Source organism: Nocardia sp. NPDC050175 (assembly GCF_044459885.1).
In the GTDB taxonomy this organism is placed as follows: domain Bacteria; phylum Actinomycetota; class Actinomycetes; order Mycobacteriales; family Mycobacteriaceae; genus Nocardia.
In genome coordinates this window covers 209718-224407 of sequence record NZ_JBITJI010000016.1, presented here as the reverse complement: position 1 = coordinate 224407, position 14690 = coordinate 209718, and the positions used below count along the sequence as shown (strand labels likewise).

Sequence of the window (14690 nt, the reverse complement as noted above, 5' to 3'; positions counted from 1 at the left end):
CGGCGCGTGTCGATTGTCGGATGCTCTTCAGAACCTTCGAAAGGAAGAACCGTGGGCGACACACTGCGCGTTGGCGAAGAACTCGGACTGGGTCAGTCCCTGCAGGGTGGTGCTTACACCCTTACCTTGCAGAGCGACGGCAACCTCGTGTTGTCCGAGCCGGACGGAAATGTGGTGTGGTCCACCCTGACTCACAACCAGGGTGTCGAGCGCGCGTCCCTGCAGGACGACGGCAACTTCGTGGTGTACAAGGGCGAAGGTGCGGCTTGGTCCACCGAGACCAACGGCAAGGACGCGGATCGGCTGGTCGTGCAGGCGGACCGCAACGTGGTGCTGTACGGCAAGGACGGCAGCGCGCTGTGGGCTTCCGACACCAAGACCGACAACCCGCTGCAGGCCCCGGAGCCGGTTGCCGAAGCCCCTGCCGCCGAAGAGGTTCCGCCGCCGCCCGCGGCCCCCGAGGTGCAGACCTACACCGTCGAGCCGGGCGACACCCTCTGGGCGATCGCCGAGCGCTTCTACGGTGACGGCAACCGCTACCAGGAGATCGCGAACGCGAGCGGCATCGACAACCCGGACGCGATCAACCCGGGCCAGGTGCTGACCATCCCGTAACCTGTTGCGGCGTAAGACAAAACGTGGGACCCCGGAGCATCCGGGGTCCCACGCTCGTGTTCGGGGGCGCGACTACCGGCTGGTGAAGGGGAGCAACGCCATCTCGCGGGCATTCTTCACCGCGACGGCGACCTGGCGCTGCTGCTGCGGGGTGAGCCCGGTGACCCGGCGGCTGCGAATCTTGCCGCGATCGGAGATGAACGTGCGCAGCAGGTTGACGTCCTTGTAGTCGACCTTCTCGATGCCTGCGGCAATGAGCGGGTTCTTCTTCGGACGGCGGGCCTGTTCGGCGCGAACCTTCTTCGACGGTGCTCGCTTGACTGCCATATACGGATCCTTCGTACGAGAACGGTGGTTGTCTACCAGCTCGATTTGCGCACACCGGGCAACTCGCCCCGGTGGGCCATTTCGCGCACACGCACACGGGACAATCCGAACTTCCGGAGGTGACCGCGCGGTCGTCCGTCAGCGGCGTCCCGATTGCGCAATCGTACCGGACTGGCGTCCCGCGGCTGTCGTCGCAGCTCAGCGAGGGCTTCGGCGCGTGCCGGGTCGGAGGTGCCCGGCTTGCGGATGAGCTCTTTCAACTCCGCCCTGCGCTCGGCGTAGCGCGCGACGACGGCCGCGCGTTGCGCGTTGCGGGCGATCTTCGACTTCTTCGCCATCTCAGCGCTCCTCGGGAAGGGCGTTGTCCGACACCGTGTTCACCGCTCCTCGCGGAAATCGACGTGCTTGCGCACGACCGGGTCGAATTTGCGAAGCACCATCCTGTCGGGATCGTTGCGGCGGTTCTTCCTGGTCACGTACGTGTACCCGGTGCCCGCGGTGGACTTCAGCTTGACGATCGGCCTGAGCTCGGTCGACTTGGATGCCATGGGTTTCTCCTGATCAGATCTTGTCGCCGCGGGCCCGGATGCGAGCGACTACCGCTTCGATCCCGTCCCGGTCGATGGTCTTGATGCCCTTGGCCGAGACGGTCAGCGTGACGCGCCGGCCCTCGCTGGGCAGGAAGTAGGTCTTGCGCTGGATGTTGGGATCCCAGCGCCGATTCGTGCGCTTGTGTGAGTGCGAGACGGACTTGCCGAACCCGGGCTTGCGCCCGGTGACCTGGCAGTGGGCCGACATGCGGACTCCCTCCGGTAGATGACAATCATTTTCGACAACGGCTGATTCACAATGTACCGTTGCTCTGACGCAAATGAAAATCGTTATCGAAAGGGGTGCTGTCAGTGCTCGCACCAGAGACCGACCGGCGCACACCGGTCGTGGTGCTCGCCGGATTCGCCGGACCGGCCGCGGCGGGTGCCGACCACGCGGCGACCGCGCTGTGCAACGACGCGCCCGGCACCGTCGTCGTCCATCACGACCTCGGTCAGCTGCGCGAGGGCATCGTGCACCGCACCGTGCGCAGCGCGAGATACGAGACGTCGGACGTGCTCGAACTCGCGCACGGCTGCGTCTCCTGCACGCTGCGGATCGATCTGCTCCCACTGCTGCGCACGCTCGCCGCGCGGGACTCGGTCGAGCGCATCGTGCTCGCGCTGGATCCCGCGTTCGAGGCCGAGGCGGTCTGCCATGCCATCGAATACGTTGTGGTGGAAGGCATTCTGGGCCGAGTCGACGGTCCGGCCGGGCGCGATGTGCGCATCGAGGCCGTGCTGACGTTCCTCGATTCCGGTGCGTGGCCGGCCGACGCCACCGGCGAGGAGACCCTGGCCGAGCGCGGCCTCGCCAAGGCCGACGACGAGCGAACGGTGGCGCAGGTTGCCGTCGGTCAGGTCGAATTCGCTGACGCCGTAATCGCTTTGGGTCCGGTCGCACCGGGCGGCGACGTCGATCGCGGCAGGCTGGGCGCGGTGCTGGCCCGCCTCGTCCCCGATGCGCCGGTGGACTGGGTGGACGATTCGCACCTGCTCACCGCGGCTCGGCTCGAAGCGCTGCTGGCGCGCATTCCGGCCCACTCCCGCCGCGGCAGAGTGTTCGACGCGCACGCGCCGCTGCTGCGCGGGCAGCCACCGCTGTCCAGCGATTACGGTGTCGCCCTGCTGGAATTCGCCGCGAGCAGGCCGTTCCATCCGGCTCGTCTGCACGAGGCGCTCGATGTGCTCTTCGACGGCGTGGTGACCGCGCGCGGCCGCATGTGGCTGGCCACCCAACCCGACGAGGTGACCTGGCTGGAGTCGGCGGGCGGCGGACTGCGGGTCGGCAGCGCGGGCCGATGGCTGGCTGCGATGTCGGAAACCGAACTGGCCCAGGCAGATCCGGATCGTCGAGCGATGGCCGCGCTGCGCTGGGACGACCAGTTCGGCGACCGGGACATCTCGCTGGTGATCCTGGTGCACGACGCCGACCCCAACGAGATCCGCGAGGCGCTGCACTGGGCGCTGGTGGAGGACGACGAACTCCGCCTGGTCGAACGCGCACCCGAGCGAGTTGCCCAGTGGGAGGACCCTTTTGGCGCCTGGCACGCCGACCCGTGCGAGACCGCCGAAACCACGTTGCCGATCGAAGACGTGAAAAGCCCGAGAGGAGAAGCGAAATGAAGACAGGGATCCATCCGGACTACCACCCGGTGGTGTTCGAGGACGCGGGCACCGGCAAGCGGTTCCTGACCCGATCGACTGCGACGAGCATGCGCACCGTGCAGTGGACGGACGGCAACACCTACCCGCTGCTCACCGTCGACGTCACGTCGGACTCTCATCCGTTCTGGACCGGCGCGCAGCGCGTGCTGGACAGCCAGGGCCGAGTGGAGAAGTTCGAGCGCAAGTACGGCAAGCGAACTCGTCGCGGGGAGGGCTGAGATGGCGGTACCGAAGCGGAAGATGTCGCGGTCGAATACCCGCAGCAGGCGTGCGCAGTGGAAGGCGACGCCGCCGGATCTGGTGCCGGTGACCGTCGCCGGTGTGGTGCACAAGGTGCCGCGCCGACTGGTCGCGGCGGTCAAGCGGGGACTGATAGACCTCGATCGGCTCTGACTGGTCGAACGAGAAACAACAGCGGGCCTGCGGAATGTTCCGCGGGCCCGCTGTCGTTGTGCTCGGCTCGCTCAGCCTTCCTTGGCTGCGAGGTCCGCGAGGGTCGCGGCGAGCCGGAAGTACTTGTTGTTGGCCAGATCGGCGATCGTCTTGATCTTGAGCGCGTCCAGCAGCTGCTTGTCGTGCGCTTCGGTGAGACCGGCGAGGGCCGAGGGCGGAGCGGAGAGGATTTCGTTCAGCGACTTGCTCTCGTACGCCTTGTCGAGAGCCTTGTCGAGCACCACGTTGACGGCCATGCGAACTCCTTCGAACGAACCTGGGTGTGCGGCGTTCAGCGAACGCCATGTGCCAGCCGACGATAACTCGCATGCTGCTGTCGTGGGTGGCGAACGCGCGGGGTCGGTGGTCGAACGACCTGATCGGGCCGTCGTGCGGGGTTGATGGCCAACTTTCCCACGTAACTGGAACGCGTGGCAAGCGAGTAGCTACCGGTCTGGTCGGGGCGACGTTGCAACCTCGTGCACGATGTGATTGCGACCCGATAACTACCGGGCGAAATACCTACTGTTAGTTGGTTTTTGGCGGTCGGAAAAGTCTCCGCGAAGTGATGCGAACGTGTCCTCGCGTCAGTATTCTCGTTCGCGAGGGCGGGTTCTCCCGGTTCCCGAGAGAACCCGCTCATCGCCAATATCCCGCCCGCGGCACCTCTGCACCGCGCTTGCGGAACCATCCACCGCACCGGCCGACCTCATCGCGGCGAACGCGAATCCAATGCACCACTACTGGATGTGTGCTGCGTACCCGCGCCCTGTCCCGGCAAACCGGGCAAGTCGGGCAACAGCGCCTCGAGTCGCGCCAACTGCTCACCGACCAACGCCGCAGGCCCCTCGATCAACGACAACGGCCACGGCCAATGCCGCCCGGACAACCGCTGCACCTGCTCGACCAGCTCGGCCGTGGTCGCCTCCAATTCGCTGATCTCGGTGCGCAACTCGCCGACCTCGCCCTCCAGCTCGCCGATCCGGGCCAACGCGGCCGCGACACCGTCCACCAGCGTGCGACCCGGACCGCCCGCGTCGCCCAGCTGCGCCCAACCGGCCAGCCCCGGCCCGCGCAACTGGATCTGGATATCGCGCAGCACTGTCTCTTGCTCCGGCGTCACGTCGGCGTCCTCCTGTGCAAAGAAATCCCACTGACCGAAATCGGTCGTCTCGGCCTCGTTCACATCGCAGACCACACCACCGACGAGCTGCTGACGCAACGTCTGATGAATACTGCGCCGCGGCTCCACCCGGCCACCGGACCAGGCGTCGGTCTGCCACGCCCAACTCGCGCTGCCCGCGTCCAACGCCCGGCTCACCGACCAATACCCGCCGTAGATACTGACATTCGCGCGATCGAGCACCGTCGCCGCACCGTCGAGGTAGGCATTGATCCGCTGCTGATCCTGTGGCGTCACATCGAAATCGGCGGAAAAGTAGATCGGCCGATCCGGCCGGCCACCGCAGCGCAGCACCTGTGCGAGGCCCGCGCGCGCGTCCACCACACCGGCACCGTAGCCGTCCAGCATGCGGGTCGCGGTGGTTTCCCAGTTCGCCGCGATCGACACACCGTTTGCGCGCAGATCATCGGCCTCGGCCGGGGTCAGCAACTTGCCTGGCAAGGTGACACCACCATCGGACAGATACCGGACCACGAAGTCGAAACCCGCCGCGCGGATTGCCGCGCCGCCCGGACGTGCCGCGGCGTAGTCCAGACCGAAACGCATGTCTCTCACTGTAAATCGGGCCGTCGGGGATTTCGGCGGCATCGCCGAACCGTGCCGGGCGTATCAGCTCAGAACGCGGAATTCGGCGCGGGCGCCCGGGTCGGGATCGAGGTACGCCGGTCCGGCGCGATCAGGATCGCGCTGATCGGGATGGCCAGCGACAACATGCCGAGCACGAACGCGGGCACGAAGAACCCGAACAGGTCCTCGCCCGGTGGCGTCGAATTCGCCTTGGCGAGGTCGATCTGCACGCCGAGCAGATCGGTGTAATGCATGCCCGCGATCCCGGCGGCGAACACCAGCGCCGCGGCTGCCAGCACCGCCAGCGGCCGCCTCGGCTGGGTGAACCACAGCGTCGCCAGCGAGAGCACGATCGCGATCGCCACCGCGCCGGTGAGCAGCAGCGGCTTCACCGTGATCGAACCCTGAATGTGCATGGCGTCCAACGCCAGATAATGCATCAGCCCGAAGCCGCCGCCCATCACCGCACCGGCGCCGATCAGCCGTGGAATATTCAGCGTCTTACCCATGATCAGCAGCGCCGCCCACACCGCGAGCACCGAAACCACCGCCGCCGCAGTGACACTCCAGACGTCATAGCGAACCAGGCTGCCCGGCACCGTGACACCGAGCATCGAGACGAACACCGGCAGCCACACCCCGATCCCGCCGATCGAGATCGCCGCCGACGCCTGCCACACCACCCGGAACTTGGACGTCACCGATTTGGTCGACTGCCGAATGCAACTGAAACCGACGAGCGCGCCGACCAGCGACACCGCGGCCGACAACCCGATGATCCAGTACCCCATGCTGAAATACGTCACAACTCCGCCTCGCTGGCGCTCGGCTTCGTCGTGCCTGTAGGCCTGTGCCTTCGGTTCCCTCGCTGGCGCTCGCTCACAGGACCGCCTGTTCTCGTTCCTGCGCGGCAAGCCGTTGGATGGCGTACTCGGTCACCGCGGCCAGCGACTGGCGCACCTCGTTCGCGTTGCGCGCGTCGATGTCCACGATCGGCACACTCTCGCGCACCGCGAGCGCCTCGCGCAGTTCGGCGATCGGGAAGCGGGGCGCGTTCGGGAAGCGGTTGACCGCCACCAAGAACGGCAGCTGCCGCGCCTCGAAGAAGTCGACCGCCGCGAAGCTGTCCTCCAGCCTGCGGGTGTCGATGAGCACAACGGCGCCGATCGCGCCGCGGATCAGGTCGTCCCACATGAACCAGAAGCGCCGCTGGCCCGGCGTGCCGAACAGATACAGCGCCAGGTTGCCCGGCAGGATGATCCGGCCGAAATCCATGGCGACCGTGGTGGTTTCCTTCTCCGGCGTTTCGGCGAGATCGTCGATGCCGTCGGAGAACCGGGTGACCATGGCCTCGGTCCGCAGGGGAACGATCTCCGACACCGCGCCGACAAATGTTGTCTTACCTACCCCGAAACCACCGGCGACCACGATCTTCGTGGACGCGGTCCGGTTGTCCCCGTCGGCCTGGCCGGGGTTGGTGTCGGGCCCGATTCTCTTATAGGGCACGGAGTCCACGCAAAGTCCTCTCCATCAAAGAACGGCGCTCGTCGAAACTCGCCTCGTCAGTCAGTGTCGAATGCAGGCGCACAATGCCGTCGACCACGAGGTCACCGATCATCACCCGGATCATGCCGAGCGGACGATCCAGGTTTGCGGCGATCTCGGCCACGGAAAGCTTGTGTGTACCGAGCCGAAGGATATCTGTGCGGACATCACCGGTTGGCCAGTCGAGATGCGCAGTGTAGGACAGGGTCTCGATGACCGCTTCCAGCGGCAGGTCGACCGCGGGCTCGGTGCGCCCTGCGGTCAGGGCATACGGTCGCACACGCGTGGTCGGTCGAGGTCCAGGTCCGTAGGGATTGGACATCTCCTGCTCAAACCGCGGTACGCGCGGTGGCCGTGACCACCGTGCCGACCCGGTCGACCAACAGCGCCATCTCGTAGCCGATCCGGCCGATGTCGTGCGACTTGTTGGCGAGCACGGCCAGGTGCGAGCCGTTGCCCACGCTCATCACCAGCAGGTAGCCGCGCTGCATCTCGACGATGGACTGCATCACCTTGCCGCCGTCGAACAGCGACGCCGCGCCCATCGACAGACTCGCCAGGCCTGCGGTGACGGCCGCGAGCTGCTCGGCCCGGTCGGACGGCAGGTGCGGGCTGGTCGCCTGCAGCAGGCCGTCGGCCGACACCAGCACCGCGTGGGACACGCCGGGCACGTCCCGGGTGAATCTGGCGACCAGCCAGTTCAGGTTCTCGTCCGTGGTGCTGTTCGCGTTGGTCATGCAAGCCCTCCGTCGTCGTACTGCGCGTTGGCCCGCCCACTGCGGACGCCGCTGAGATGCCTGGTCAGGTTGTTCCGAATCTCCTCGGGATCACGGGCTCCCGATTCGTCCGCCTGGGCCAGACCGCCGGGGACGAGTTGCGCGCCCGGCGTTCGGATAGGAAGTCCACCGGTGGTGCGGCCGGTCGGTGTCGGGTGCGTCGCCTCTTCGGCGGCGGTCCAGCCCACGTCGGCGGGCGAGGTCCAGGTGCTCTCGGCGGCCTGCGAGGTCGCGGGCTCGACCAGCCATTCCGACACCATGCGCTGATAGATCGGGGTCGGCGAGGCGCCCGCCACCGGCTGCAACCGCGACGAGGTCACCATCGCGGGTTCAGGGGCCCGCGGCGGCGCGGGTTCGGGTTCGGGCACGGCGGACGGTCGCCGGATGGGCAGGCCGGACCGCGAGGTGGTGCGGGCAGGCTCGCGCGGGCCGCTCGGGTGTGGCGCCTCGCGCGGCACCCGCTGCTGCGGGATCGTCGGCTCGGGCTCCGGCCCCTTGGCCTCGGACTCGCTCCAGAAATCGGTGGGCCGCTCCTGCTCCGGTTCGACCGGTCGGGTCGGCCCGCTGTTCGATACGCCGACGGTCGGCGGGCCGAAGGGAGACCGATCGTCGGTCGGGGTGTTGATCGACCACGGCTCGGTCGGCGGCTGCGATTCGGTGTCGGGGGTCCGGCCGGGCACCGAGACGGCGGGCTGGCCGGGCGGCTCGGCGACCCGGATGGCGGGCCTGCGCTGCGGCAGGCCGGTGCTGGACACCTCGAACCGCGGCGTGCTCTGCTGCGGCAGGTTCGGCACCGGCATCAGCGCGCGCGGCTGAACGGGCAGTTCGTAGTCGCCGGTCAGCTCCAGCGGCTTACCGGTCGGATCGGTGGCATCCAGCGGCGGCGCGACCAACGCGCCGGGCAGGTGCACGCTCGCGGTGACGCCGGGCTGCTGCGCCGTGGTGGAGGTGCGCCGCAGGTTGGCGGTGATGGTGTGCCGTTTCGCGAGCCTGCCGACGACGAAAAGGCCCATCCGGCGCGCGGTTTCGACGGTGACCTCGCCACCGGAACTGAGCCGGTCGTTGATCGCGCGCAGATCCTCGGTCGACATGCCGAGGCCGCGGTCGATGATCTCGATCAGGTAGCCACCGTCGACGGCACGGGCCACCGACAGCGTCACCGGCGTGGTCGGCGGCGAGTAGCGCAGCGCGTTGTCGATCAGTTCGGCGAGCAGATGCTCGATGTCGATCGCGGGCTCGCCCGCCACGATGCCGTCCGGGACGGCGCCGATCTCGACCCGCTGATAGTCCTCGACCTGCGAGACCGCGCTCCAGAGCATGTCGGAGAGCTGGACCGGATGCAGCTGACCACGGCGTAATGCGGTGCCCGCCAGCACAAGCAGGTTGTCGCCGTTGCGGCGCATCCGGGTGGCCAGGTGGTCGAGGCGGAACAGGCTCTGCAGCCGTTCGGTGTTGTCCTCGTCGTGCTCCAGGTCCTCGATCAAGGCCAGCTGCTGCTCGACCAGCGACTGGCTGCGCCGCGACAGCGTCTCGAACATGCTGCCGATCTGCACCCGCAGTCGCGCCTGCTCGGCGGCCAGGTGCAGCGAGGCCTGGTGGATATCGTCGACCGCGCGGGCCAGCTGGCCGATCTCCTCGGTGGTGCGGATGTCGACCGGGGTGATCTTCGGCGTCGCGCCGCCGGTGCGCACCACCTCGATCTCGTTCGGCAGATCGACGTGCGCCACCTGCAGCGCGTCGTGGCGCAGCCGGCGAATCGGCACGACCAGTGAGCGGGCGACGCCGAGAGCCAGGGCCAGACCGGCGAGCAGCGTGGTGACCACGATCGCGACATCGCGCAGCACCGCGCTGCGCAGTTCGATGGTCCGGTCGGCCAGCTTGGAGTCGATCGTGTCGAGCAGCGTCGTGGTCGCCTGCCGATAGGCGTCGGAGCTGGTGCGCAACGAATCGGTGATAACGCCGTTGCTGCCGAGGCTGTTCGGGCTCTGGCTCAGCGCGCCGATGCGCGACTGCACCTGATCGATCAGGACCTGCGCGTTGGTGGCGGACGACGGACTCATCTGCGGATAGGAGTAGGTGAGCATCATTTCCGCGCCGAGCGTGGTCAGCATGCTGGCTTGCGCGGCCGGGTTGTTGCCGCCGCTGGCCGTCGCCGCCATGATCTGCTCCTGGGTGAGCAGGCGCGAGGCGTTGGAGACCAGGCCGAGCTGCAGGAAGTAGCGCTGAATGACGATCTCTTCGATCGACGAGGACACCGAGATCGCGGTGATGATGCGGGTGCCGACCTCGTCGACCTGGCCGCCGATGGTCGCGGGCGATGAGGTGCGCAGTCCGTTGCGCATGGTGCGGGCCACCGCGATGGCCGCGGGCAGTTCCTTGGTGATGCCGTCGTCGGTCTTCTTGGTGCGCAGCGCGGTTTCCAGATCGATGGCCGACTGATCGAACTTGGCCGCGACCGAATCGATCGGATCCTCCGGCCGCGCGTTGACCGCCGCGATCGCGAGTTGCTCGGTGGCCTCACTGAATTCGAGCATCGGGCGCAGGATGCGGGCCTGCTCGGTAGCCGCGTCGAGCTTCGAGATCACCCCGAGCTCATCCTTGATGCGCAGTCCGGCGAAGGCCGAGGCGAGCAGCACCGGCAGCAACAGCACGATGCCGACCTTGCGGGTGACCGACATGTTGGACAGGCTGAGTTGCCAGGAACGCGGTGCAGCTTCCATTCCGCTTCCGTCGCCTCCACTTCGCGCATGGTCCCCGAATGAAGGCTGTCTAGGAGCAGTCTGGAGCAACCCGCCGAGAACCAACTCAAGGTCTTCTTTTTACCGCAGGGAACATACCGTGCTGACTGGCGGTCGGCAATCCGAGGCACCGGGTCTGCTCATAGCCGAATATGGCTACGCGGAACAGGTTTCACGCAGTATGAGTTTGCGAGTCTACATAGCTCCTGGACGATTGATCTATTCAGCGGGCGAGCGCTGATAGCTGTTCGGCTGCTGGCGTCCGGCGTGCCGCCCGGACTCGGACGCGGCGTGTCGAGCGTCCCCTCTCAGTCGCCTCTCAGTCGATACGGTCAAACTGGTCGCATGCGCATTCTGGTAGTCGACGACGATCGCGCCGTCCGCGAGTCTCTGCGCCGGTCACTGACCTTCAACGGCTACTCCGTCGACCTCGCGGTGGACGGTGTCGACGCGCTCGACAAGGCGACGAGTCAGCGGCCGGACGCGTTGGTCTTGGACGTGATGATGCCGCGGATGGACGGACTCGAGGTCTGCCGTCGGCTGCGCAGCACCGGTGACGATCTTCCGATTTTGGTTTTGACGGCACGGGATTCGGTGTCCGAGCGGGTTGCCGGACTCGATGCCGGCGCCGACGATTATTTGCCGAAACCCTTCGCGTTGGAAGAATTGCTCGCGCGTTTGCGTGCGCTACTGCGCCGCACGACCGCCGATCCCGGCGAGGTTTCCGAGGCAATGACGTTCGCCGATTTGTCGCTGGATCCGGTGACCCGCGAGGTTTCTCGCGGCGAGCGTGGGATCAGCCTCACTCGCACCGAGTTCTCGTTGCTGGAAATGCTGATGGCGAATCCGCGCCGGGTGCTCACCCGCAGCCGGATCCTGGAGGAGGTATGGGGTTACGACTTCCCGACCTCCGGCAACGCGCTCGAGGTCTACATCGGCTATTTGCGCCGTAAGACCGAGGCGGAGGGGGAGTCGCGGCTCATCCACACGGTCCGCGGTGTCGGCTACGTGCTGCGGGAGACGCCCCCATAGGGGGAAAGCCATGGCCCGAAAAGATCCCAAGCGAGCCGTCATAGCCGGGCTCGAACAGCAGCAGCGTCCGTCGGACCCAGCCGAGATGCGGCCGCCGATCCCGCTTACCCGTTCTGTCTCGCTGCGTTGGCGCGTGACGCTGCTCGCCGCATCCGTCGTGGCCATCGCCGTTGCCTTCACATCGATCGCGGCCTACGCGTTGGTGGCGCGCGCGTTGTACGCGAACGTGGATACCGAACTGCGCAACCGGGCGACCGCGGTGACCGCGGTCGACCCGTACGGGTTCAACCTGCAGAACCTGGTGCTGGCGACCGCGTTCTACCCCGACACCGGCATCGTCCTGCTCTATCCCGGCATCGGCCCCTACACGGTGCCGCAGGCGACCATCCCGCCGGTCGGGCCGCCCGAGGAGGCCGTATTCAAAGGCCAGGCGAACTCGTCGCTGCGCACGGTCGCCAATCAACGGGTACTCGCGGTGCGCACGGATGAGGGCGCGACGCTGGTGATTTCGCAACGACTGGAGCCGACCAGGAACGTGCTGGATCGACTCGCCTGGTTGCTGTTCGTCGTCGGCGGCTGCGGTGTCGTGCTCGCCGCCGCGGCAGGCACGGCGGTCGGTCGCACCGGCTTGCGTCCGATCGGACGGCTGACGGCGGCGACCGAGCGGATCGCGCGCACCGACGACCTGACGCCCATCCCGGTGACGGGCGACGACGAACTCGCCCGGCTCACCGAGAGTTTCAACACCATGCTGCGCGCGTTGACCGAATCACGGGATCGGCAGCGCAGGCTGGTCGCCGACGCCGGGCACGAACTACGCACCCCGCTCACGTCACTGCGGACGAACACCGAGTTGCTGATGGCGTCGAGTCGGCCTGGCGCCCCGCGCATTCCGGACGAGGACATGGCCGAGTTGCGTTCGGACGTGATGGGCCAGATCGAGGAGCTGTCCAACCTGGTCGGCGACCTGGTCGACCTGGCCCGCGAGGACGCGCCCGAAACCGTCTACGAGCGAGTCGATCTCGGCGAGGTCGCGGAGCGGGCGCTGGAACGGGCTCGCCGCCGCCGCGGCACGGTCGAGTTCGTCTCGGCGATCCGGCCGTGGTTCGTCTACGGCCACGAGGCGGGATTGGAACGGGCGATTCTCAATGTGCTCGACAACGCCGCGAAGTGGAGTCCGGCCGGGGCACAGGTCTATGTCGAGATGCGCGAGACAGGCCGCGGCTTGCTCGAGCTGACCGTCGATGACGCCGGGCCCGGTATTCCGCCCGCCGAGCGTGAGTTGGTGTTCGAGCGCTTCTACCGGACCACCGCCTCGCGTTCGATGCCCGGCTCGGGTCTCGGCTTGGCGATCGTCAAGCAGGTCGTCACCAAGCACGGCGGCACGATCACGATCGAGGCGTCCGGGCGGGGTGGCGCGCGGATCCGCATCGTCCTGCCGGGCGAAGCAGGCCAGCCTGCGGATGCCTGAATCGCAGGTGACATGCACCGCATTTCGCTATGCGAGATGGAGAGCGCACGACAGACTGGATGCGTACTCTATGCCTGAAGCGGGTGGGTCGGGGTGTGGGAGTGAGCCTCGGCGAGACCACGAGTAAGTGGGTCAAGGTCTCGGGCAATTGCAAGCACGGTCTCAGTCCGCTCTCAGTAGTCGTCGTCAAGCTTGGCGAGGAGACGCTGAGGAGAAACGAGGAGTCCATGACCGAGGATTCGAAGGACCGGCGGGACGAGCCGGAAACGGCGAACGCCGCACCGGATCAGCCCAACCCGACCGATCAGATCCCGGCCGCACCGACGGGACCCGTTGGCGCGCCATACGGGGGCGGCTATCCGCCGCAGGGGCCCGGTTTCGGGCCGTACGAGGCGCCGCGTCCGCCGTATGAGGCCCAGCAACCGCCGTATGAGGCACAGCAGCCGATGGGGCAGTATCCACCGCCGCACCAGCACACCCAGCCGTTCCCCGGCCCGGATTACGTCAGCCCGCCCTTCGAGCAGCCGCAGCCTTTCGATCAGCAAGGTGCTGCGTTCGGGGCAGCGCAGGCGCCCGCCCGTCGCCCGGTCCGCACCGGACTCGTGGTCGGCGCGGTCGCGCTGGCGCTGGTCAGCGGTGGCATCGGCGGCGCGGTCGGCGCGTTGGCCACCCACTCGGACAACGGCCGCTCGACCATCTCCAACGCGCTCGACCAGCCCAAGCCCAACGTCAACAACGTCTCCAACGCACCGGCGGGCTCGACCCAGGCGGTCGCGCAGAAGGTGCTGCCCAGCGTGGTGATGATCAAGGTCGCCAGCAGCCGCGCCGAGGGCGAGGGCTCCGGGGTGGTGCTGTCGTCCGACGGCCTCATCCTGACCAATAACCACGTCGCCGCGGGCGGTGGCCCCGGCGCCAAGATGGACGTGCTGTTCTCCGACGGCAGCTCCGCACCCGCGACCATCGTCGGCGCCGACCCGGTCTCCGATCTCGCCGTCATCAAGGTCGCGGGCAAGACCGGCCTGACCCCGATCGACCTCGGCACCTCGCAGAGCCTGCAGGTGGGCCAGCCGGTCGTCGCGATCGGCTCGCCGCTCGGCCTGGCCGGGACCGTGACCACCGGCATCGTCTCCGCGCTGAACCGCCCGGTCTCGACCCAGGGGGAGGGCCAGCAGAGTGCCGCGGGCGTGAACCCGGTGATCGACGCCATCCAGACCGACGCGGCGATCAATCCAGGTAACTCCGGCGGTGCGCTGGTCGACGGCACCGGCAAGCTCATCGGCATCAACACCGCCATCGCCAGCCTCGGCGCGGGCGAGCCGGGCGTCGGCCAGCAGAGCGGCTCGATCGGCCTCGGTTTCGCCATTCCGGTCGACCAGGCCCGCCGGGTGGCCGACGAACTGATCAAGACCGGGCACGCCACCTACGCGCAGATCGGTGTCAAGATCCAGGCGCAGGCGCAGGACTCGATCAACGGCGCCAGGGTGATGGACTCGACCGCCGACGGTCCGGCCGCGAAGGCCGGGATCCCGTCGGGCGTCATCATCACCAAGCTCGACGACCGCAGCATCACCACCGGCGACGCGCTTGTCGCCGCGGTCCGCTCGCACCAACCAGGAGACAAGGTGAAAGTCACCTATACCGATGATCAAGGCAACAACCCCAAGACCGTCGAGGTGACCCTCACCGGTGCGCCTGCGGACGGTGGCAGGTGATGCGCGTGCTCCAGGGTGGCTGGACGCCGCTGCT

At 67.6% G+C, this 14690-nt stretch carries 18 protein-coding genes; 7 read left to right on the top strand and 11 right to left on the bottom strand.

Features of this window, described 5'->3' with window-relative positions:
* The first annotated feature begins 51 nt into the window (after positions 1-51).
* Complete coding sequence (locus ACIBK2_RS39620; protein WP_396975300.1) at positions 52-615, top strand: LysM peptidoglycan-binding domain-containing protein; 564 nt, start codon at positions 52-54, stop codon at positions 613-615.
* 72 nt (positions 616-687) lie between these two features.
* Here the strand turns inward: ACIBK2_RS39620 and rpsR are convergent, their stop codons facing one another.
* Genes rpsR through rpmB form a run of 4 tightly spaced genes read right to left on the bottom strand, consistent with a single transcriptional unit; the run spans position 688 to position 1740 of the window.
* Complete coding sequence (rpsR, locus tag ACIBK2_RS39615) at positions 688-942, bottom strand: 30S ribosomal protein S18 (RefSeq protein WP_040738992.1); 255 nt, start codon at positions 940-942, stop codon at positions 688-690.
* Positions 943-974: 32 nt separating this feature from the next.
* Positions 975-1280, bottom strand: a complete 306-nt coding sequence (gene rpsN, locus ACIBK2_RS39610) for a 30S ribosomal protein S14 (protein ID WP_357381800.1) — start codon at positions 1278-1280, stop codon at positions 975-977.
* Between the two features lie 39 nt (positions 1281-1319).
* On the bottom strand, positions 1320-1490 hold the full coding sequence (gene rpmG / locus ACIBK2_RS39605) for a 50S ribosomal protein L33 (protein WP_150402028.1): 171 nt from the start codon (positions 1488-1490) through the stop codon (positions 1320-1322).
* A gap of 13 nt (positions 1491-1503) precedes the next feature.
* A complete protein-coding gene (gene rpmB / locus ACIBK2_RS39600; protein WP_357381798.1) occupies positions 1504-1740 on the bottom strand; it encodes a 50S ribosomal protein L28 in 237 nt (78 codons plus the stop codon).
* Between the two features lie 95 nt (positions 1741-1835).
* Between rpmB and mrf the strand changes: the two genes are divergently transcribed.
* The 3 genes from mrf to rpmF are packed head-to-tail and all read left to right on the top strand — an operon-like array spanning position 1836 to position 3593.
* Positions 1836-3158 carry a ribosome hibernation factor-recruiting GTPase MRF gene (mrf, locus tag ACIBK2_RS39595; RefSeq protein ID WP_396975296.1) on the top strand — a complete coding sequence of 441 codons (1323 nt, stop codon included), beginning with the start codon at positions 1836-1838 and terminating at the stop codon, positions 3156-3158.
* On the top strand, positions 3155-3418 hold the full coding sequence (locus ACIBK2_RS39590; protein WP_396975294.1) for a type B 50S ribosomal protein L31: 264 nt from the start codon (positions 3155-3157) through the stop codon (positions 3416-3418). The genes mrf and ACIBK2_RS39590 overlap by 4 nt, the downstream gene beginning before the upstream one ends.
* 1 nt (position 3419) lies before the next feature.
* Entirely contained in the window at positions 3420-3593 is a 174-nt protein-coding gene (gene rpmF / locus ACIBK2_RS39585; protein WP_150402032.1) for a 50S ribosomal protein L32, read from the top strand.
* A 71-nt stretch (positions 3594-3664) separates the two neighbouring features.
* On the opposite strand, the gene ACIBK2_RS39580 is transcribed toward rpmF, so the two are convergent.
* From ACIBK2_RS39580 to ACIBK2_RS39550, 7 genes are all read right to left on the bottom strand, one after another.
* The gene (locus ACIBK2_RS39580) at positions 3665-3889 is read right to left on the bottom strand and encodes a hypothetical protein (protein ID WP_357381793.1); all 225 of its coding nucleotides are present in this window, start codon (positions 3887-3889) and stop codon (positions 3665-3667) included.
* A 452-nt stretch (positions 3890-4341) separates the two neighbouring features.
* Positions 4342-5361 carry a glycoside hydrolase domain-containing protein gene (locus ACIBK2_RS39575; protein WP_396975291.1) on the bottom strand — a complete coding sequence of 340 codons (1020 nt, stop codon included), beginning with the start codon at positions 5359-5361 and terminating at the stop codon, positions 4342-4344.
* A 68-nt stretch (positions 5362-5429) separates the two neighbouring features.
* Entirely contained in the window at positions 5430-6188 is a 759-nt protein-coding gene (locus ACIBK2_RS39570; RefSeq protein WP_396975289.1) for an MHYT domain-containing protein, read from the bottom strand.
* A 73-nt stretch (positions 6189-6261) separates the two neighbouring features.
* A complete protein-coding gene (locus ACIBK2_RS39565; protein ID WP_379281097.1) occupies positions 6262-6888 on the bottom strand; it encodes an ATP/GTP-binding protein in 627 nt (208 codons plus the stop codon).
* Positions 6878-7249: a DUF742 domain-containing protein gene (locus ACIBK2_RS39560; RefSeq protein WP_379281096.1), complete on the bottom strand. Its 372-nt coding sequence runs from the start codon at positions 7247-7249 to the stop codon at positions 6878-6880. The genes ACIBK2_RS39565 and ACIBK2_RS39560 overlap by 11 nt, the downstream gene beginning before the upstream one ends.
* 7 nt (positions 7250-7256) lie before the next feature.
* Complete coding sequence (locus ACIBK2_RS39555; protein WP_107659354.1) at positions 7257-7664, bottom strand: roadblock/LC7 domain-containing protein; 408 nt, start codon at positions 7662-7664, stop codon at positions 7257-7259.
* The gene (locus ACIBK2_RS39550; protein ID WP_396975287.1) at positions 7661-10423 is read right to left on the bottom strand and encodes an ATP-binding protein; all 2763 of its coding nucleotides are present in this window, start codon (positions 10421-10423) and stop codon (positions 7661-7663) included. Before ACIBK2_RS39550 ends, ACIBK2_RS39555 begins: the two co-directional genes overlap by 4 nt.
* Before the next feature lie 363 nt (positions 10424-10786).
* Between ACIBK2_RS39550 and ACIBK2_RS39545 the strand changes: the two genes are divergently transcribed.
* The 3 genes from ACIBK2_RS39545 to ACIBK2_RS39535 all read left to right on the top strand — a co-directional run bounded on the left by ACIBK2_RS39545 (position 10787) and on the right by ACIBK2_RS39535 (position 14656).
* Entirely contained in the window at positions 10787-11473 is a 687-nt protein-coding gene (locus tag ACIBK2_RS39545) for a response regulator transcription factor (RefSeq protein WP_150402038.1), read from the top strand.
* A gap of 85 nt (positions 11474-11558) precedes the next feature.
* Positions 11559-12944 (top strand): ATP-binding protein, encoded by a 1386-nt coding sequence (locus tag ACIBK2_RS39540; protein ID WP_396975337.1) that lies wholly within the window; start codon positions 11559-11561, stop codon positions 12942-12944.
* Between the two features lie 227 nt (positions 12945-13171).
* Positions 13172-14656, top strand: a complete 1485-nt coding sequence (locus ACIBK2_RS39535) for a trypsin-like peptidase domain-containing protein (RefSeq protein WP_396975284.1) — start codon at positions 13172-13174, stop codon at positions 14654-14656.
* Positions 14657-14690 lie beyond the last annotated feature (34 nt).